21 protein-coding genes are annotated in these 19,018 nt (G+C 61.0%); 16 read left to right on the plus strand and 5 right to left on the minus strand.

Translation table 11 applies throughout. The features are described 5' to 3' along the window. Window position 1: 1 nt before the first annotated feature. Window positions 2-1,093 carry a chorismate synthase gene (gene aroC / locus HKK57_RS01085; protein WP_070995350.1) on the minus strand — a complete coding sequence of 364 codons (1,092 nt, stop codon included), beginning with the start codon at window positions 1,091-1,093 and terminating at the stop codon, window positions 2-4. A gap of 142 nt (window positions 1,094-1,235) precedes the next feature. Between aroC and HKK57_RS01090 the strand changes: the two genes are divergently transcribed. Further along, entirely contained in the window at window positions 1,236-2,198 is a 963-nt protein-coding gene (locus HKK57_RS01090; RefSeq protein WP_169389667.1) for an alpha/beta hydrolase, read from the plus strand. A gap of 100 nt (window positions 2,199-2,298) precedes the next feature. Continuing rightward, window positions 2,299-3,102 carry a hypothetical protein gene (locus tag HKK57_RS01095; RefSeq protein ID WP_169389668.1) on the plus strand — a complete coding sequence of 268 codons (804 nt, stop codon included), beginning with the start codon at window positions 2,299-2,301 and terminating at the stop codon, window positions 3,100-3,102. A 123-nt stretch (window positions 3,103-3,225) separates the two neighbouring features. On the opposite strand, the gene prmB is transcribed toward HKK57_RS01095, so the two are convergent. Beyond that, window positions 3,226-4,134 (minus strand): 50S ribosomal protein L3 N(5)-glutamine methyltransferase, encoded by a 909-nt coding sequence (gene prmB / locus HKK57_RS01100; protein WP_029300359.1) that lies wholly within the window; start codon window positions 4,132-4,134, stop codon window positions 3,226-3,228. A gap of 238 nt (window positions 4,135-4,372) precedes the next feature. Here prmB and HKK57_RS01105 point away from each other — a divergent pair, with 238 nt between their 5' ends. From HKK57_RS01105 to HKK57_RS01125, 5 genes are all read left to right on the plus strand, one after another. Beyond that, the gene (locus tag HKK57_RS01105) at window positions 4,373-4,963 is read left to right on the plus strand and encodes a cysteine hydrolase family protein (RefSeq protein ID WP_029300361.1); all 591 of its coding nucleotides are present in this window, start codon (window positions 4,373-4,375) and stop codon (window positions 4,961-4,963) included. A gap of 147 nt (window positions 4,964-5,110) precedes the next feature. Continuing rightward, window positions 5,111-5,431 carry a hypothetical protein gene (locus HKK57_RS01110; RefSeq protein WP_029300363.1) on the plus strand — a complete coding sequence of 107 codons (321 nt, stop codon included), beginning with the start codon at window positions 5,111-5,113 and terminating at the stop codon, window positions 5,429-5,431. A 76-nt stretch (window positions 5,432-5,507) separates the two neighbouring features. Continuing rightward, entirely contained in the window at window positions 5,508-6,065 is a 558-nt protein-coding gene (locus HKK57_RS01115) for a Smr/MutS family protein (protein ID WP_029300365.1), read from the plus strand. Window positions 6,066-6,385: 320 nt separating this feature from the next. Then, window positions 6,386-6,931 (plus strand): GTP cyclohydrolase I FolE, encoded by a 546-nt coding sequence (gene folE / locus HKK57_RS01120; RefSeq protein ID WP_029300367.1) that lies wholly within the window; start codon window positions 6,386-6,388, stop codon window positions 6,929-6,931. A 102-nt stretch (window positions 6,932-7,033) separates the two neighbouring features. After that, window positions 7,034-7,405 (plus strand): glutathione S-transferase N-terminal domain-containing protein, encoded by a 372-nt coding sequence (locus tag HKK57_RS01125; RefSeq protein WP_029300369.1) that lies wholly within the window; start codon window positions 7,034-7,036, stop codon window positions 7,403-7,405. Window positions 7,406-7,527: 122 nt separating this feature from the next. Here HKK57_RS01125 and HKK57_RS01130 read toward each other — a convergent pair whose 3' ends face one another. Together HKK57_RS01130 and HKK57_RS01135 are read right to left on the minus strand one after the other, a co-directional pair. Next, window positions 7,528-8,130, minus strand: coding sequence for a glutathione S-transferase family protein (locus HKK57_RS01130; protein ID WP_070995352.1), 603 nt, complete (start codon window positions 8,128-8,130; stop codon window positions 7,528-7,530). Between the two features lie 10 nt (window positions 8,131-8,140). Next, on the minus strand, window positions 8,141-9,307 hold the full coding sequence (locus HKK57_RS01135; RefSeq protein ID WP_169389669.1) for an aminotransferase-like domain-containing protein: 1,167 nt from the start codon (window positions 9,305-9,307) through the stop codon (window positions 8,141-8,143). A gap of 81 nt (window positions 9,308-9,388) precedes the next feature. Here HKK57_RS01135 and HKK57_RS01140 point away from each other — a divergent pair, with 81 nt between their 5' ends. The 3 genes from HKK57_RS01140 (at window position 9,389) to HKK57_RS01150 (ending at window position 12,064) form a co-directional block, all read left to right on the plus strand. Next, on the plus strand, window positions 9,389-9,820 hold the full coding sequence (locus HKK57_RS01140; RefSeq protein WP_070995354.1) for a MarR family winged helix-turn-helix transcriptional regulator: 432 nt from the start codon (window positions 9,389-9,391) through the stop codon (window positions 9,818-9,820). Window positions 9,821-10,042: 222 nt separating this feature from the next. After that, window positions 10,043-11,374 (plus strand): NCS2 family permease, encoded by a 1,332-nt coding sequence (locus HKK57_RS01145; protein WP_186350907.1) that lies wholly within the window; start codon window positions 10,043-10,045, stop codon window positions 11,372-11,374. 63 nt (window positions 11,375-11,437) lie between these two features. Further along, window positions 11,438-12,064, plus strand: coding sequence for a LysE family translocator (locus HKK57_RS01150; RefSeq protein ID WP_169389670.1), 627 nt, complete (start codon window positions 11,438-11,440; stop codon window positions 12,062-12,064). Window positions 12,065-12,274: 210 nt separating this feature from the next. Here HKK57_RS01150 and uraH read toward each other — a convergent pair whose 3' ends face one another. Continuing rightward, window positions 12,275-12,628, minus strand: a complete 354-nt coding sequence (uraH, locus tag HKK57_RS01155) for a hydroxyisourate hydrolase (protein ID WP_092235056.1) — start codon at window positions 12,626-12,628, stop codon at window positions 12,275-12,277. A gap of 419 nt (window positions 12,629-13,047) precedes the next feature. Between uraH and puuE the strand changes: the two genes are divergently transcribed. From puuE to HKK57_RS01185, 6 genes are all read left to right on the plus strand, one after another. Next, window positions 13,048-13,974 (plus strand): allantoinase PuuE, encoded by a 927-nt coding sequence (gene puuE / locus HKK57_RS01160; RefSeq protein WP_029300381.1) that lies wholly within the window; start codon window positions 13,048-13,050, stop codon window positions 13,972-13,974. After that, window positions 13,971-14,486 (plus strand): 2-oxo-4-hydroxy-4-carboxy-5-ureidoimidazoline decarboxylase, encoded by a 516-nt coding sequence (uraD, locus tag HKK57_RS01165; protein WP_029300384.1) that lies wholly within the window; start codon window positions 13,971-13,973, stop codon window positions 14,484-14,486. The genes puuE and uraD overlap by 4 nt, the downstream gene beginning before the upstream one ends. Window positions 14,487-14,527: 41 nt before the next feature. Continuing rightward, the gene (gene alc, locus HKK57_RS01170) at window positions 14,528-15,523 is read left to right on the plus strand and encodes an allantoicase (protein ID WP_154907675.1); all 996 of its coding nucleotides are present in this window, start codon (window positions 14,528-14,530) and stop codon (window positions 15,521-15,523) included. Between the two features lie 120 nt (window positions 15,524-15,643). Then, entirely contained in the window at window positions 15,644-16,147 is a 504-nt protein-coding gene (locus HKK57_RS01175; protein WP_029300388.1) for an ureidoglycolate lyase, read from the plus strand. Between the two features lie 51 nt (window positions 16,148-16,198). Beyond that, window positions 16,199-17,497, plus strand: coding sequence for a urate hydroxylase PuuD (locus HKK57_RS01180; RefSeq protein WP_029300390.1), 1,299 nt, complete (start codon window positions 16,199-16,201; stop codon window positions 17,495-17,497). A gap of 142 nt (window positions 17,498-17,639) precedes the next feature. Next, window positions 17,640-18,983: a nucleobase:cation symporter-2 family protein gene (locus HKK57_RS01185; RefSeq protein WP_029300392.1), complete on the plus strand. Its 1,344-nt coding sequence runs from the start codon at window positions 17,640-17,642 to the stop codon at window positions 18,981-18,983. Window positions 18,984-19,018: the final 35 nt, after the last annotated feature.

Raw genomic sequence — 19,018 nt, forward strand, 5'->3', positions numbered from 1 at the left:
GTCACAGCTGGCCCAGCACCGGGGTACTTACACACACATCGGCATTCTGCCCACGGTGGCGCAGCAGGTGGTCCATCAGCACAATGGCCATCATTGCCTCGGCAATCGGCGTGGCGCGGATGCCCACGCAAGGGTCATGGCGGCCCTTGGTGATCACGTCCACCGGGTTGCCATGCACATCGATGGAACGCCCCGGCGTGGTAATGCTCGATGTCGGCTTGAGTGCCAGGTGCGCCACGATCGGCTGGCCGGAGGAGATGCCCCCAAGAATGCCGCCAGCGTTGTTGCTGACAAAGCCTTGCGGGGTCAGTTCATCGCGATGCTCGGTGCCACGCTGGGCAACGCAGGCGAAACCGGCACCGATTTCCACACCCTTGACCGCGTTGATGCTCATCAGCGCATGGGCCAGTTCAGCGTCCAGGCGGTCGAAGATCGGCTCGCCCAGGCCCGGCATCACCCCTTCGGCGACCACGGTGATCTTGGCGCCTACCGAATCCTGGTCACGGCGCAACTGGTCCATATAGGCTTCCAGTTCCGGCACCTTGTCCGGGTCGGGGCTGAAGAAGGCGTTGTCTTGCACGCTGTCCCAGGTCTTGAACGGGATTTCGATCGGGCCCAACTGGCTCATGTAGCCACGAACCACAATGCCCTGGGTCGCCAGGTACTTCTTGGCGATGGCCCCGGCAGCTACGCGCATCGCGGTTTCCCGCGCCGAACTGCGGCCACCGCCACGGTAGTCGCGCTCGCCGTATTTGTGGTGATAGGTGTAGTCGGCGTGGGCCGGGCGGAACAGATCCTTGATCGCCGAATAGTCCTTGGACTTCTGGTCGGTGTTGCGGATCAACAGGCCGATGGCGCACCCGGTGGTGCGGCCTTCGAACACGCCGGAGAGGATTTCGACTTCGTCGGGCTCCTGGCGCTGGGTGGTGTGGCGGCTGGTGCCGGGCTTGCGGCGGTCGAGGTCGCGCTGCAGGTCGTCCAGGGACAGCTCAAGGCCGGGCGGGCAGCCGTCGACAATGGCGACCAACGCCGGACCATGGCTTTCGCCTGCGGTGGTGACAGTGAACAGCTTGCCGTAGGTATTGCCGGACATGCAGAGCGCTCCGTGAAATCAGTTGAATCAACTCAACCGTGATAACTAAGCGCGCCAGTATACGCAGGCTCACCCAGTAGTTCATCCTCGAAACCTTCCCGGTAGACGTTGGTCCAACCGGCACCTTCCTCATGATGGCGCGATGATGCTGCGAGTTTTACTGTTTACCCTCACCCTGATCTGTACCGCCGCCCACGCCGCCGCCCCTGTGGTGCTGCAACGCCCCATCAGCCTGGACACCGGCAGCGGCGAGTTGTTTGGCTCGTTGCTGCTGCCGCAATCCGCCAAGCCCATGCCCGTGGTGCTGATCATTGCGGGCTCGGGCCCCACCGATCGCAACGGCAACAGCGCCGAAGGGGCACGCAACGACAGCCTCAAACGCCTGGCCTGGGTCCTGGCCCGCCACAACATTGCCAGCGTGCGCTACGACAAGCGCGGCGTGGCCGCCAGCCTCAAGGCCACGCCCGATGAGCGCAACCTGACGCTGGATGCCTATGTGGCCGACGCGGTGGCCTGGGGCAAATCCCTCAAGGCCGATCCGCGTTTCGGGCCCCTGATAGTGCTGGGCCACAGTGAAGGCGCCTTGGTCGCAGCCCTGGCCGCCCCTGAGCTCGACCCCGCCGGGGTGGTTTCCCTGTCCGGCAGTGCCCGCCCGGTGGACCAGGTGATCCGCCAGCAACTGGCCGATCACCTGCCACCGGCCCTGCTGCTGCGCAGTAACCAGATCCTCGACCGACTCAAGGCCGGCCAGGTCGATGCCGATGTGCCCGACCCACTGCAGGGTATTTTCCGCCCCAGCGTGCAGCCTTATCTGATCAGTCTGTTTCGCGCAGATCCTGCGGCGGCATTCGCTCGCCTGAACATGCCGGCCCTGATTGTCCAGGGCACCACCGACCTGCAAGTGGGAGTGGCCGATGCCGAAAAGCTCAAGCAGGCCAAACCCGACGCCGAGCTGGCGGTGATTCCCGGCATGAACCACGTCATGCGCATCGTACCCAACGATGTGAAACAACAGTTGAGCTCCTACAACAACCCACAATTGCCCCTCGCCGACGCGTTGGGCAGGCGCCTGGTGAGCTTTATCGACGGACTTCGCCCCCGATAACCCACTATTTACCCTCCAGTCCTGGAGAAAACGGCCGATAAGCACAGGGTCGACAGCAAAAAGACTGTCGACTCGCTGGGCTTGGACAGGATCGCGCCGAATGACGAACACCGAAGCAGTACCGGAATCTCCCGCCGAGAGCACCGCCGAAACCGAAGCGGCGGCTGCGGCGGCTCTGCCGTGGGCGGAGGTTGAGGCCGAACACTTCAAGATGCTGCGCCTGGCGCCCTTGGCCACTGACCGCGTGACCGGCGCCCGGCCATTGCGCTTTGTGCAATTTGGCTACGCCGAACGCAACAACAAGGACCACAGCCTGCTGCGCATGGTCATCCAATTGCCCGCCCAACGGGTGCGGCGCGAACAGAATCACCTGGATGTGTGGGTCGACCACGCCACCCACCGCGTGCATTTTGGCCCGGGCAACAGCCTGGAAATCGAGCCGGCCAACCGTGGCCTCGGTCGTTTCCTGGTGGCCCAGGGCGCCGCGTGGGCGAAGAAGAAGTGGTCGCACTATCGCGTCGACGGTGTGGACCTGGCAAACAAAGACGCGCTGAACGAAGCCACCCGCCTGCGCCGCGATCACTTTTTGCGGATCCAGGGTTTTGATGTGGCTTACGCCGATGTGCAGCACCTCAAAGGGCACGTGCAGCCGGGCAAGGTCAGCGAAGTGCTGGACAGCTGGAACACCGAGAAGGTGCAGTTCGTGGAAATCCTGGAGGCGGCGCAGATGCTGCAACAGGCTGAGCAGAACCTGGCGGAACAGGAAGTGAAACTGCGCCACGAAGAAGAAAAGGTCATCAAGTTCAAGCGCGAAGACAGCGGCTTGCGCTTCACCATCACCTGCCTGGTGGCGTTTACCGTGTTCCAGGCGGGGCTGTTGATCTGGATTGCGACGCACCGCTGACAACACGCTTTAACTGACCAAATCAAATGTGGGAGCTGGCTTGCCTGCGATGGCATCAACTCGGTGTAGCTGATACACCGAGTAGTCTGCATCGCAGGCAAGCCAGCTCCTACGTGGTCCGGGCTAGACCCTGGCGGCAAACACCGCCTGATGCGCCCGGCACTGCTCCGCCGTGAGCATGAACACGCCATGGCCACCGTTCTGGAATTCCAGCCAGGCAAAATCCACTTCCGGGTACAGCGCCTCAACGTGCACCTGGCTGTTGCCCACCTCGACAATCAACAAGCCCTTCTCGGTCAGATGATCGGCCGCTTCGGCCAACATCCGGCGCACCAGGTTCAAGCCGTCGTCACCGCAGGCCAGGCCCAGTTCGGGTTCGTGCTGGTATTCATCGGGCATGTCGGCAAAGTCTTCGGCATCGACATACGGCGGGTTGGACACGATCAGGTCAAAGCGCTGGCCGGGCAAACCGTCGAAACCATCACCCTGCACGGTGTACACGCGCTCGTCGGCACCATGGCGCTCGATGTTCTGGTTAGCCACTTCCAGCGCTTCGAAGGACAAGTCCCCCAGCACCACCTCGGCCTCTTGAAACTCGTAGGCGCAGGCAATGCCGATGCAACCGGAGCCGGTGCACAGGTCGAGGATGCGCGCCGGCGGCTGGGCCAGCCAGGGCTCGAAGCGGTTTTCGATCAGCTCGCCAATCGGTGAGCGCGGAATCAACACGCGCTCGTCGACGATAAACGACATGCCGCAGAACCAGGCTTCTTTCAACAGGTAGGCGGTGGGCACGCGCTCGTGGATACGGCGATGCAGCAGGCGCTGTACGTGGGAAATCTCTTCTTCTTCGAGGTTGCAATCCAGGTAGCTGTCGGCAATTTCCCAAGGCAGGTGCAGCGCACCCAACACCAATTGCCGGGCTTCATCCCAGGCATTGTCGGTACCATGGCCAAAAAACAGGTCTTCCCCATGGAAACGGCTGACAGCCCAACGGATATGGTCGCGCAAGGTGCGCAGGCGGGAAGTGATCACGGGGCAAGCTCCAGGAAAAAACGACTGGCAATTCTAACAGCCTTAAGCTGTACGGACGATGTATGAAAAACCTTTGCAAAACGTCAGATCCAACCTGATTCAAGGTTTTTCTGTTACACAGCAGCCCCTCTTGACAGGGCTGTAGGCCAACAACGGCGCACCTTACGTTAGTAGCGATTCACAGAACCGCTCAGCCAGAGGACAATGTCGCAAAAGCCCCACTCACAGGAGCCCCAGAATGTCCGTTCCAAAGACGATGTTTCAACTCAGCGGTCGCGGTTACGCACCGGCCAATTTGAGCCACGCGACCCTTGTGATCATCGATGCCCAGAAAGAATACTTGAGCGGCCCGCTCGCCCTGTCGGGCATGGACGCCGCAGTAGAAAACATCAAGCAACTGAGCGCTGCCGCACGCAAGGCCGGGCGGCCCATCGTGCATGTGCGTCACCTGGGCACCGTTGGTGGCCTGTTCGACCCTCAGGGCGAGCGCGGCGAGTTTATTCCCGGCCTGGAGCCACAAGACGACGAAACCATCATCGGCAAGCTGCTGCCCAGCGCTTTCCATGGCACGCTCCTGGAAAAAACCCTGCAGGAGCTCGGCTCCCTGGACTTGATCGTCTGCGGTTTCATGAGCCACTCCAGTGTCAGCACCACCGTGCGTGCGGCAAAGAACCTGGGCTTTCGCTGCACCCTGGTCGAAGACGCCTGCGCGACCCGCGACCTGCCTTACAAAGGCGGCATCCTCAGCGCCGAGCATGTACAGCAGACAGAAATGGCCATCATGGCCGACAACTTCGCCACCCTGGCCCTGACCCAAGATCTGATCTGATCTGGTCGCCCTGTCGATGAGCGGCGCGGCCACCGCAAAGGCCCCGCTCATCCGCTAAAGCCTGTCATTTACCGCAATTGCCTCCCAGCCCGGAACAAGTTGTTTAACTTCCGGTCGAAGGGCCGATACCCTGGAGGAAAGGTCGGAATGAAGATATCCGATGGTTTTGACGCTCGTCGCTTGCGCCCCAAGGGCCCGAGCAACTGGCGTCTGCGCCTGGGCGTGGCATTTGCCGCGCTGCTGGCGTTGTGTGGCTTGCTGCTTTCGTTGGCCGGTGCTGCCGGTCTGTTCGGTCATTCGCCCGCGCTGGGCGAACTCAATGCCAGCCCGGGTGGCGCGGCGGTACTTTTGGTCAGCGGGCTGTTGATCCTGTGGCTGGGCGTCTGGCTGTGGCGCCGTTGCCGGCGCCGTATGCGCCAGCCACTGTCGCTGAACATCGCCTCGCACCTGATGAAAAAGCACGATTGAGGGAACACTGATAGCGTTTTGTCCCGCATCAACCGCCTCGATTTGGGTAAACTGCCCGCCCCGCGCGGAGGCTGACATGCAAGACGACGATTTTTCCCTATTCAAGAACGAGCTGCGCGGCGTCAAGCCGATCAAGCACGATCGCGCCGATACCGGCAAACCCAAGACCGACCGCGCGCAGATCGCCAAGCTGCGCCAGTCGGCCACGGTGCGCACGGATGCCACCACGGTGGACGGCCTATCGGACCAGTTCGTGATTGACGTCGGCCCCGAGGACGAGTTGATGTGGTCCCGCGACGGGGTCCAGGAAAGCCAGGTGCGCAAGCTCAAGGCCGGGCAGATCCCCTTCGAAGGCAGCCTCGACCTGCACGGCATGACGGTGGAAAAGGCCCGGGAAACCCTCTGGGCGTTCCTTGCCGAAGCCACCAAGTTCGAAATCCGCTGCGTACGCGTGACCCACGGCAAGGCCGTGCGCCTGGACGGCAAGCGCCCGATGATCAAGAGTCACGTCAATACCTGGCTGCGCCAACATGCCCAAGTGCTCGGGTTCACCTCCTGCCAACCGCGCCATGGTGGCGCCGGTGCGGTGTATGTGATGCTCAAGCGCACGATGCTTGAAGGGCGTGACGAGTGAATGACCTGGGAAAGGTTCATCTGTGCCGAGGGGGCTCGTCCCCCGCTGTGCTGCGAAGCAGCCCCACTCTATAAGGCCCACTGCGCTTTATCAGATACACCGAGGCGCCAGGTTTTGGGGCCGCTTCGCAGCCCACCGGGGGACGAGCCCCCTCGCCACGAATGCAAACCCCGCATTCCAGGGAATTACACCTCTCGGCATACCTACGCTACTATGTGCGCCAATCACTGGCGACGCTGCACGACCGCTCGCTGGCGTACCGCTTCACATTGGTACAGGCATACACCGTACCGTTCTGAAACCCATACGGAAACAGTCCTGTGACATTGGAACAAAACTACACCGCAATCCTCGGCCAAATCGGCGAGGACGTTTCCCGCGAGGGCCTGCTCGACACGCCAAAACGTGCCGCCAAGGCCATGCAGTACCTTTGCCGCGGCTATGAGCAGACACTGGAAGAGGTCACCAACGGTGCCCTGTTCAGCTCCGACAACAGCGAAATGGTGCTGGTCAAGGACATCGAGTTGTACTCGCTGTGCGAACACCACCTGCTGCCGTTCATCGGCAAGGCCCATGTCGCCTATATCCCCAGCGGCAAGGTCCTGGGACTGTCGAAGGTCGCGCGGATCGTCGATATGTATGCCCGCCGCCTGCAGATCCAGGAAAACCTCAGCCGCCAGATCGCCGAAGCGGTCCAGCAGGTGACCGGTGCCCTGGGCGTTGCCGTGGTGATCGAGGCCAAGCACATGTGCATGATGATGCGCGGTGTGGAGAAGCAGAATTCGTCGATGATCACCTCGGTGATGCTGGGTGAGTTCCGCGAAAACGCGGCAACCCGCAGCGAGTTTCTCAGCCTGATCAAGTAACAGGCTGCGTAAGAAAAAACCGGCATTCATCGCCGGTTTTTTTTCGCCTGTGGAAATCAGGTAAGCTGCGGCCCCTTCTGTCATGGGCAAGAGGTTTCAGCCATGTTCGTCAAAGCACTTCGAGTGGGCCTCGGCCACGTCATCATCGCGGGCGACTTCCTTACCCGCCCACGCAAAAAACAGCGCCCTGCCGAGCAACAGGCACAGGTCAATGAAGCGGCCAAGGGCCTGACCCTCTACCAATTCCACGCCTGCCCGTTCTGCGTGAAGACCCGCCGCACCCTGCACCGCCTGAATGTACCGGTGGCGCTCAAGGACGCGAAGAACAACGAGCAGGACCGCCAGACCTTGCTTACCCAAGGCGGCAAGATCAAGGTGCCGTGCCTGCGTATCGAAGAAAACGGCCAGACCACCTGGATGTATGACTCCAAAGTGATCATCGACTACCTGGACAAGCGCTTCGCCGCGATCTGACAAACAACGCGGTCAAAATGTGGGAGCGGGCTTGCTCGCGAAAGCGGTGTGTCAGTCAATTATTCATCAACTGACCCTCCGCTTTCGCGAGCAAGCCCGCTCCCACATTTAGGTGGTGCCTATCAGTCCAGCATCGGCACGTGCCGGGGATGGCTGGCCACGCGTGCAAGCCAGGCTTGCACGGCCGGATAGGGGCTCAGGTCAAAACCACCCTCATGGGCCACATGGGTGTAGGCATACAGCGCAATATCGGCAATCGAGTATTGATCGCCCACCAGGTAGGGCGTGGCCTGCAGCTGTTTCTCCATGACCCTCAAGGCCTTGTAGCCGCCTTTATGGGTAGTCTTGTACTCCTCCAGCCGATCGTCCGGCAGCCCCAGGTAAAACTGGATAAACCGCGCCACCGCGATGTACGGCTCATGGCTGTATTGTTCGAAAAACTGCCACTGCAACACCTGGGTGCGCAGGCGCGGTTCGGTGGGCAGGAACTCGCTGCCGTCGGCGAGGAAGTTGAGGATCGCGTTGGACTCCCACAGGCAGGTGCCGTCTTCGAGCTCCAGTACCGGGATCTTGCCGTTGGGGTTCTTCGCCAGGAACTCGGCGGTCTGGGTGTCGCCGTTCAAGATGTCGACATTGACCCACTCATACGCGATGCCAAGCAGGTTGAGCATCAACTTGACCTTGTAGCAGTTGCCCGAACGGTAATCGCCATAAACCTTGTACATGAAGCTCCCCTTATGCCGCTTGCGCGCGCTGTGCTTGACGGATCACCGCCGCGAGACGCTTGAGACCTTCGTCAAGGCGTACCGGGTCGATGTGGCTGAAATTGAGCCGCAGGTGCCCGTGGTGCTGGTCCGGCTCGGAAAAGAACGGTTCACCGGGCATGAACGCCACGTCCTGGTCGAGCGCTGGTGCCAACAAGGTGCGGGTATCCAGGGGCTGTTTCAAGGTCAGCCAGAAGAATAATCCACCCTGGGGCACTTGCCAGTCGGCCAGTTCCTCGAAGTGGCGCGTCAATGCCGCCTGGAACCCATCACGACGCTCACGGTAAAAACTGCGCAGTTGCACCAGGTGTTGCTGGTAGCGCTCGGTGCCGATCCACTGCATGGCCTGCCATTGGCCGACGCGGTTGGTGTGCAGGTCCGCCGACTGCTTGAGCTTGAGCAGGTGCGGGAACAGGTCGGGGCTGGCGATCAGGTAGCCGACCCGCAGGCCCGGGAGCAGGGTTTTCGAGACGGTGCCGGTGTAGATCCAACTGGCCTTGCGCAAGCGGCTGACAATCGGTCGGGCGCTGCCGCCATCAAAGGTCAGCTCGCGGTACGGCTCGTCTTCGATCAGGGTCACGCCGAATTCATCGAGCAGCGCCGCCACGGCATCGCGCTTGGCTTCGCTATAGCGCACCGCCGACGGGTTCTGGAAGGTAGGGATCAGGTAGATGAACGCCGGGCGATGGCGTTCCAGATTGCTGCGCAGCGCCGTCAGGTCCGGGCCGTCGGCTTCCAGCTCCACGGTCAGGCAATCGGCGCCGAACAGTTGGAAGATCTGCAGGGCGGCCAGGTAGGTCGGGCCTTCCAGCAGGATTTGCGTGCCTTGGTCGATGTACAACTTGGCCGCCAGGTCCAGGGTTTGCTGCGAGCCGCTGACCACCAGGACCTGGCTGGCCTCGCAAGCCACCCCCAGCGCCCGCGCCTCGGCGGCCAGCAACTCGCGCAATTGCGGCTCGCCCTCGCTCATGCCGTATTGGCCCATGGCCGGCGGCATGCCTTGCCAATCCAGCGTCGGCAACATGGCTTCGGCGGGCAGGCCACCGGCAAATGACATCACCTGCGGGCGCTGGGCCGCCGCGAGGATCTCACGGATCAAGGAGCTTTTAAGGCGCGAAACACGTTCAGAGAAAGCCATAGGGTCACCGGTAGCAAAGCCTGGGGAAAATACGTCAAACTGGTTGACCGAAATTACGACGCCCAAGGTAGATACGTCAATATGCTTGACCTTAAAAACCAGACTTCGCAGCAAGCCGCCATGGAAGCGTTTTTCTTCGGCTACCAGGCCTTTACCGCCAAGGCCGACGCAATGCTGGAGCGTCGGGGCTTGAGCCGGGTGCATCAGCGCATCGTGTTTTTTATCGCCCGCTACCCCGCCTTGAGCGTCAAGCAACTGCTAGAGCTGTTGGGGGTGAGCAAGCAGGCGCTGAACATGCCGCTGCGCCAATTGCAGGAAATGCAGCTGGTCGACAGCGTTGCCTCGGACGCTGACAAACGTAAGCGCCTGTTGCAGTTGACCGAGGAAGGCCAACGCTTCGAACAGTCCTTGCGCCGCGAACAGGTCAAGCTGCTGCAGCACGCCTTCGCCGAGGCCGGTGAAGAGGCGGTGATGGGTTGGCTGGCAGTGAACAAGGCCCTGACCCTGCCTTGAAATTGGCCTTTCATCTTTTTTGCACACATAATCGCAAACATTATTTGCTTTCTTTGTATACAAAAGCATAATTCGCTTCGTGCGAGTTCCTGACCTGATGGTCAACAAAGCCCGCTGGTACCTCAAAGCACCGCTGCCCACCCCAGTGTCCGGTGCTGGAAATAACAATAAAACTCTTGAGGAGTACTTGCTGTGGAAAGCCATAAATCCGACGCCCCGACCCTGGACCTCAGTCCGCCCCACCTTTCGACCGCAAAGCAGGGCTGGCTGGAACGCCTGTTCAAACTCAGCTTGCATGGCACCACAGTGAAGACCGAACTGATCGCCGGCCTTACGACGTTTATCACCATGGCCTACATCATCTTCGTCAACCCCAACATCATGGCCGACGCGGGCATCGACCACGGCGCCGCCTTTGTCGCGACGTGCATCGCCGCAGCCCTCGGCTGCCTGTTGATGGGCCTGTACGCCAACTGGCCTGTAGGCCTGGCGCCGGGCATGGGTTTGAATGCGTTCTTTACCTACACCGTGGTCGGCACCATGGGCTACACCTGGGAGACCGCGCTGGGTGCGGTGTTTATCTCCGGCGTGCTGTTCATGATCCTGACGCTGTCGCGCATCCGCGAATGGCTGCTCAACAGCATTCCGGTAAGCCTGCGCCACGCCATGGGCGCCGGGGTGGGTCTATTCCTGGGGGTGATCGGCCTGAAAACCGCCGGCATCATCGTGGCCAGCCCCGCCACCCTGATCAAGCTCGGCTCCCTGCATGAACCGGCCCCGCTGTTGGCGGCCGTGTGCTTCCTGCTGATCGCGATCCTCAGTTACCACCGGGTATTCGGCGCAATCTTGATCAGCATCATTGCGGTCACCCTGGCCGGCTGGGGCCTGGGCCTGGTGCAGTACCAGGGCATCGTTGCCGCCCCGCCGAGCCTGGCGCCGACCTGGATGGCGATGGACGTGATGGGCGTGTTCAACGTCAGCATGATCAGTGTGGTATTCGCCTTCCTGTTTGTGCACATGTTCGACACCGCCGGCACCCTGATGGGCGTTGCCCAGCGGGCGGGCCTGGTCAATGCCGACGGCAAGATCGAGAACCTGTCGCGGGCCTTGAAAGCCGACAGTGCTTCCAGCGTGTTTGGCGCAGTGGTCGGTGTACCGCCCGTGACCAGTTATGTGGAAAGCGCCGCGGGCGTGGCGGCCGGTGGGCGCACCGGGCTTACGGCCGTGACCGTGGGCGTGCTGTTTGTAGCGGCGATGTTTTTCGCCCCGCTGGCAGGCATGATTCCTGCGTATGCCACGGCCGGTGCGCTGATTTATGTGGCGATGCTGATGATGAGCGGCATGGCCCATATCGAATGGGACGACGCCACCGACAGCATTCCGGCGATTGTCACGGCAATCATGATGCCCCTGACCTTCTCGGTCGCCGACGGCATCGCGCTGGGCTTTATCACTTACGTGGCCCTCAAGGCCGGCACGGGCAAGTACAAGCAGATTTCCATCAGCCTGTGGGTGCTGTGCGCGATTTTCATCGCCAAGTTTATCTTCCTGTAACTCGGAAGCCGGCGAAAACCGCCTCACCCTTGGGTGGGGCTTTTGCATGTATGGAGGAATGTAATGAGCGTGGAAACCTGGCTGCTGTTCAGCGGCGCTGCTTTGATCGTGATCATGATTCCGGGGCCGCTGTCGCTGCTGATGATCAGCAACAGCCTGAACTACGGCCTGCGCCGTTCGTACCCGGCGTTTCTTGGCGGGGTGTTTGCCTCGATCTGCCTGTTGAGCGCCTCGGCCCTGGGCCTGGGGGCCTTGTTGCTGGCGTCGGAGCAGTTGTTCAGCGCCTTGAAGATCGTCGGTGCGCTGTATCTGTTCTACCTCGCGTGGCAGAGCTGGCAGCAATCGCGCCTGCCGTCCCAGGGCGCCGTGGTGCCGGACGCAGCCCCCGTGCCGCGTTTTCGTGCACTGTTTGGCCGGGCTTTTGTGCTGGGCGCCAGCAACCCCAAGGACATTCTGTTTTTCGCCGCCTTCCTGCCGCAGTTTCTCAGCAGCCAGCAGCCGTTCCTGCCGCAACTGCTGATCATGATCGCCACCTGGACCGTGCTTGACCTGCTATGCAAGCTGGCCTACGGCCTGGGTGCCCACGGCGCCGCGCGCTACCTGCGCACCGGCAAGGGCCAGAGCTGGTTCAACCGCTTCAGCGCCGGGCTGTTTGGCAGCGCCGGGGCGGCATCGCTGCTCAGGGGCTAGTGTCTTCCTGACGCCGTGTAGGAGCGAGCTTGTCTCCGGGCGGCGCTCCGACGAAGAACTTGAGAGCGCCGCGTGTAGCCAGACAACACGCGTTATCGTTGACGTTTTTCGCGAGCAAGCTCGCTCCTACAGAGCGGGCAAAAAAAAGCCCGCAGTGTGAGCGGGCGAAACCAACGAAGAGCATTTGGGGGTGTGAAGCGAGGCGACGACTCAGCTACCGCGGTAGGTGGAGTAGCTGTAGGGCGAAATCAGCAGCGGCACATGGTAGTGATCCTGTTCGGCACTGATGCCAAAACGCAGCACTACCACATCGAGAAACGCCGGTTCCGGCAGCTGCACACCACGGGCGCGGTAGTAATCCCCGGCACTGAACTGCAACTGGTAGACCCCACTGCGGTAGTCGTCACCTTGCAGCAGCGGTGCGTCGCAACGGCCGTCGCTGTTGGTCAGGGCGCTGGCGACCAGCTCCAGTTGCGCGCCCTCGACGCGGTACAGTTCAACCTTGATGGCGCTGCCTGGGCAGCCGTGGGCGGCGTCCAGTACGTGTGTGGTCAGTCGTCCCATGGATTGGAGCTCCCGTGTCATCGATTAATAAGAGGCCGCACCTTTGTGGGGCATTGAAAAAGCCGGCGATGGCTGATTAAGACACTTTTCAAAAAAATTGTACACAATAAATTCAACAACCCCCCTCTTCCCCAATGGGCACTGGCTTGCCGGCGATGACGGTGTATCTGCGAGCAGTGCGGTTACAGGAAGATCGCTATCGCAGGCAAGCCCGCTCCTACACTAAAGCGGTGCCGCAGGTTTTTGAGATTTAGTTGACCAGTCGGGCAAGTTTCTTGCAAGGATAGGCCGGCACGACCACTTGGAAAAAATGCAGAAATACAGGCTTACAAAGTGACCATTAAGTTGTATACAATCAGCCCATCGCTGTGACGCAACGGCCGCCACACCATCGATCACGAACAAGAAGGAAGACTGCAGTGAGCGCTGACTACCCACGCGACCTGATCGGTTACGGCAGTAACCCACCGCACCCTCACTGGCCGGGCAAGGCGCGTATCGCCCTGTCGTTCGTACTCAATTACGAAGAAGGCGGTGAGCGCAATATCCTGCACGGCGACAAAGAGTCGGAAGCCTTCCTCTCGGAAATGGTCTCGGCCCAGCCGCTGCAAGGCGCGCGCAACATGAGCATGGAGTCGCTGTACGAATACGGCAGCCGTGCCGGCGTGTGGCGCATCCTCAAGCTGTTCAAGGAATTCGACATTCCGCTGACCATCTTCGCCGTGGCCATGGCCGCCCAGCGTCACCCCGATGTAATCCGTGCGATGGTCGCCGCCGGTCACGAGATTTGCAGCCACGGCTACCGCTGGATCGACTACCAGTACATGGATGAGGCCCAGGAGCGCGAGCACATGCTCGAAGCCATCCGCATCCTTACCGAGCTGACCGGCGAGCGCCCACTGGGCTGGTACACCGGGCGCACCGGCCCGAATACGCGGCGGCTGGTGATGGAAGAAGGTGGCTTCCTGTATGACTGCGACACCTACGACGACGACCTGCCCTACTGGGAACCGAACAACCCGACCGGCAAGGCGCACCTGGTGATCCCCTACACCCTGGACACCAATGACATGCGCTTCACCCAGGTCCAGGGTTTCAACAAGGGCGACGACTTTTTCGAGTACCTCAAGGACGCGTTCGATGTGCTGTATGCCGAAGGTGCCGAGGCGCCGAAGATGCTGTCCATCGGCCTGCATTGCCGCCTGATCGGCCGCCCGGCGCGCCTGGCCGCACTCAAGCGCTTTATCGAATACGCCAAGGGCCATGACCAGGTGTGGTTCACCCGCCGCGTCGACATTGCCCGCCACTGGCATGACGTACACCCTTTCCAGGGAGCCGCCAAATGACTGCTTTCCAAACCTTGAAGCCATCGGCCCTCAGCCGCGACGAATTTGTCGCAGCCTTCGCCGATATCTATGAACACTCGCCATGGGTGGCCGAAAAGGCCTTCGACCTGGGCCAGGACGCCTCGATCGATGAGATCGAAACCCTGCACCAGCGCATGAGCGATATCCTATTGAGCGCCGATCACACCAGGCAACTGGCCCTGATCAACGCTCACCCGGACCTGGCCGGCAAAGCTGCCGTCCAGGGCCAACTGACCGAAGCCAGTACCCATGAACAAGCTGGCGCCGGTATCCACCAATGCTCGAGCGACGAGTTTTCGCGCTTCACCGAGCTGAACGACGCCTACAAGGCCAAGTTCAAGTTTCCCTTCATCATGGCGGTAAAAGGCAGCAACCGGCATCAGATCCTCGCCGCGTTTGAAACGCGCATCCATAACCCGGTCGAGACCGAGTTCAAGTGCGCACTGGCAGAGATCAACAAGATCGCGTTGTTCCGTTTATTGACCCTCTAAACGACCATCCCCAGCCACTCTATCTAAGGCAGACAAGAAGAATGAAAGCGCAACTCCTACCTTTCGAGAAGTTAGTCAACCTGGCCGACGCCCGCCTGGGCACCAAGATCATCTCCGTGACTGATGACTGGTTCGCCGACGCCAACCGACTGTTCCAGCCGACCCCGGCCGTATGGAAGGAGGGCGTTTTCGATGATAACGGCAAGTGGATGGACGGCTGGGAGTCACGCCGCAAGCGCTTCGAAGGCTTCGACAGCGCGGTGATCCGCCTGGGCGTACCGGGCTCGATCAAGGGCGTGGACATCGACACTTCATTCTTCACCGGCAACTTCCCGCCATCGGCGTCCCTGGAAGGTTGCTTCCTGGCGTCGGGCGAGCCCGATGACAACACCCAGTGGGTCGAAGTGTTGTCTGCCGTAGAGTTGCAGGGCAACAGCCATCATTTCCACGAAATCAACAACGACCAGGCATTCAGCCACCTGCGCTTCAACATCTTCCCCGATGGTGGCGTAGCGCGTCTGCGGGTGTACGGCATTCCGTTCCGCGACTGGTCGGCCGTGGGCGACAACGAACAAGTGGACCTGGCCTCCTCCCTCAATGGCGGCCGTGCACTGGCCTGCTCCGACGAACACTTCGGGCGCATGGGCAACATCCTCAACCCGGGCCGTGGCATCAACATGGGCGATGGCTGGGAAACCGCGCGTCGTCGCACACCTGGCAATGACTGGGTGATCGTCGCGCTGGGGCATGCCGGCGAGATCGAGAAAGTGGTGGTCGACACCCTGCACTTCAAGGGCAACTACCCGGACACATGCTCGATCCAGGCCGCGTTCGTCAAGGGCGGTACCGACAGCCAGATCGAAACCCAATCGCTGTTCTGGCGCGAACTGCTGCCGGCACAGAAACTGGAAATGCACGCCGAACACACCTTCGCCGAGCAGATCAAGGCACTGGGCCCGATCACCCACATCCGCCTCAACGTATTCCCGGATGGTGGTGTAAGCCGCCTGCGGGTTTTCGGCAAGGTCGCTAAATAAACGATGGACCCAATCGCGGGCAAGCCCGCTCCCACAGGAGATTGCATTGCCAATGTGGGAGCGGGCTTGCCCGCGATGACGATAGACCCAACAACAAAGAATCCGGATAAGAAGACAGCCATGCGCACACTGATGATCGAACCCTTGACCAAAGAAGCCTTCGCCCCTTTCGGAGACGTTATCGAAACCGATGGCAGCGATCACTTCATGATCAACAACGGCTCGACCATGCGCTTTCATAAACTGGCGACGGTAGAAACCGCCACGCCAGAAGACCACGCCATCATCAGCATCTTCCGCGCCGATGCGCAGGACATGCCGCTGACCGTGTGCATGCTGGAAAGACACCCGCTGGGCAGCCAGGCCTTTATCCCGCTGCTCGGCAACCCCTTTCTGATCGTGGTCGCGCCGGTTGGCGATGAACCTGTATCAGGCTTGGTCCGCGCCTTCGTCACCAACGGCAGGCAGGGCATTAATTACCATCGCGGCGTCTGGCACCACCCGGTGCTGACGATCGAAAAGCGGGATGACTTCCTGGTGGTTGATCGCAGTGGCACAGGCAATAACTGCGATGAGCATTTTTTCAAAGAGGATGAGCGGTTGATCCTTGCCCCCCACCAATAAGAGAAGGTCCGATCACCCGACAACAAGGGTGACGGGCGAGAGGTAAAGACTGTGGAAGCACATCTGTTGGAATGGCTGAACCTAAGCGTGCGCTGGGTTCATATGATCACTGGCGTGGCCTGGATCGGTGCGTCTTTCTATTTCGTATGGCTGGAAAACAACCTGAACCGCGTCAACCCCAAAAGCGGCCTGGCTGGCGATTTATGGGCGATCCACGGTGGCGGTATCTACCACCTGGAAAAATACAAACTGGCCCCACCGACCATGCCGGACAACCTGCACTGGTTCAAATGGGAAGCCTATTTCACCTGGATGTCGGGCGTCGCGCTGCTGTGCGTGGTGTTCTACCTCAACCCGACGCTGTACCTGCTCGCCCCCGGCAGCAGCCTCAGCGGTACCGAAGGCGTGTTGCTGGGCATCGGCTCACTGTTCGCCGGCTGGTTCATCTACTCCTTTCTGTGCGACTCGGCCCTGGGCAAACGCCCTGCCCTGCTCGGCTTTATCCTGTTCGTCCTGTTGATCGGCGCGGCCTACGGCTTCAGCAAGGTGTTCAGCGGCCGCGGTGCGTACCTGCATGTGGGTGCGATCATCGGCACCATCATGGTCGGCAACGTGTTCCGTATCATCATGCCGGCCCAGCGTGCGCTGGTGGCAGCGATTGCGGAAAACCGCACCCCAGACCCGGCACTGCCGGCCAAGGGCCTGCTGCGCTCGCGTCACAACAACTACTTCACCCTGCCGGTGCTGTTCATCATGATCAGCAACCACTTCCCGAGCACCTACGGCAGCCAGTACAACTGGTTGATCCTGGCCGGGATCGCGGTGGCGGCGGTGTTGGTACGGCACTACTTCAACACCCGTCATGACAGCCAGAAATACGCGTGGACCCTACCGGTCGGCGCCCTGGCGATGATCTGCCTGGCCTATGTCACCGGTCCTAAACCCGTGGCGACCACACCGGACGTGGCCAAGGCGCCAGCAGCGATCGAGTACCAGCCATTGCCGGAAACCGCGTTGGGTGGCGGCCTCAAGCCAGCAGCTCCCGCCGCGCCAGCACCAGCGGCACAAGCGCCTGCGGCCCAGGCCTCGACGGATTTTGGCAAGGTGCACAGCGTGATCGAAGAGCGTTGCACCGTGTGCCATTCGGCCAAGCCCACCAGCCCGCTGTTCAGCACCGCGCCGGCCGGGGTGATGTTCGATACCCCGGCGCAGATCCAGCAGCAGGCGGCGCGCATTCAAGCGCAGGCGGTGGCCAGCCAGATCATGCCATTGGGCAACATTACCCAGATGACCCAGCAGGAGCGGGAGTTGATTGGCAGTTGGATCAATCAGGGGGCCCGCACCAATTAACTCTTTGGTGGCTTGACGGCCGCCATCGCCGGCAAGCCGGCTCCTACAGGTGAATGCACGCCTTGTAGGAGCCGGCTTGCCGGCGATCAACCGCACAGCGGTTGCCAAACAACACAAAAATAAAAAAGATTCGAGGTGTTGCATGTCCCAGTTAGAAACGCAGATTCCTGCCGCGCCCGCCATGGTGCGGCTTCCACTTTTGCAACTGATCCTGGTAGGCCTGCAACATGTACTGCTGATGTACGGCGGCGCGGTGGCCGTACCGCTGATCATCGGACAAGCCGCGGGCTTGAGCCGTGAAGAAATCGCCTTTTTGATCAACGCCGACCTGTTGGTGGCGGGGATCGCCACCATGGTCCAGTCGTTTGGCATCGGCCCGCTGGGTATCCGCATGCCGGTGATGATGGGCGCCAGTTTCGCCGCCGTCGGCAGCATGGTCGCCATGGCCGGCATGCCAGGTATCGGCCTGCAAGGGATTTTTGGCGCGACCATCGCCGCCGGGTTCTTTGGCATGGTCATCGCCCCATTCATGTCCAAGGTGGTGCGCTTCTTCCCACCTCTGGTGACCGGTACCGTGATTACGGCTATCGGTCTTTCGTTGTTTCCTGTCGCGGTGAACTGGGCCGGTGGTGGCGCTACCGCTGTGCAATTCGGCTCACCGATCTACCTGGCCATCGCCGGCCTGGTGCTCGCCACCATCTTGCTGATCAACCGTTTTATGCGTGGCTTCTGGGTCAATATCTCGGTACTGATCGGCATGGCACTGGGCTACGCCTTGTGTGGATTGCTCGGTATGGTCGACCTCGGCGGCCTGGAGCAGGCGCCGTGGCTGCAGGTGGTCACACCGCTGCACTTCGGTATGCCCACGTTCGAGTTGGCGCCGATTCTGTCGATGTGCCTGGTGGTGGTGATTATCTTTGTCGAGTCCACCGGCATGTTCCTCGCACTGGGCAAGATCACCGGCCAGGAAGTCACCCCGAAAATGCTGCGGCGCGGCCTGCTGTGCGATGCCGGGGCGTCGTTTTTCGCCGGGTTCTTCAACACCTTCACCCACTCCTCTTTCGCCCAGAACATCGGCCTGGTACAGATGACCGGTGTGCGCTGCCGTTCGGTGACGATCATGGCGGGAGCCTTTCTGATTGTCCTCAGCCTGCTGCCCAAGGCCGCATTCCTGGTGGCATCGATCCCTCCTGCGGTGCTGGGCGGTGCGGCTATCGCAATGTTTGGCATGGTGGCGGCGACCGGGATCAAGATCCTGCAGGAAGCCGACATCGCCGACCGTCGCAACCAGTTGCTGGTAGCGGTCAGTATCGGCATGGGCCTGATCCCCGTGGTGCGCCCGGAGTTCTTCGCCCAGTTGCCCTTGTGGATGAGCCCGATTACCCACAGTGGCATCGCCATGGCCACGCTCAGTGCGTTGTCGCTGAACGTGCTGTTTAACATTCTGGGCGGCTCAGAACGCCCCGCAGTCGCCCATACGCATTGATTCCTTCGTTACTACAAAAATAACAACGAACAGGG

Origin of the sequence: Pseudomonas sp. ADAK21 (assembly GCF_012935735.1) — a bacterium.
In the GTDB taxonomy this organism is placed as follows: domain Bacteria; phylum Pseudomonadota; class Gammaproteobacteria; order Pseudomonadales; family Pseudomonadaceae; genus Aquipseudomonas; species Aquipseudomonas proteolytica.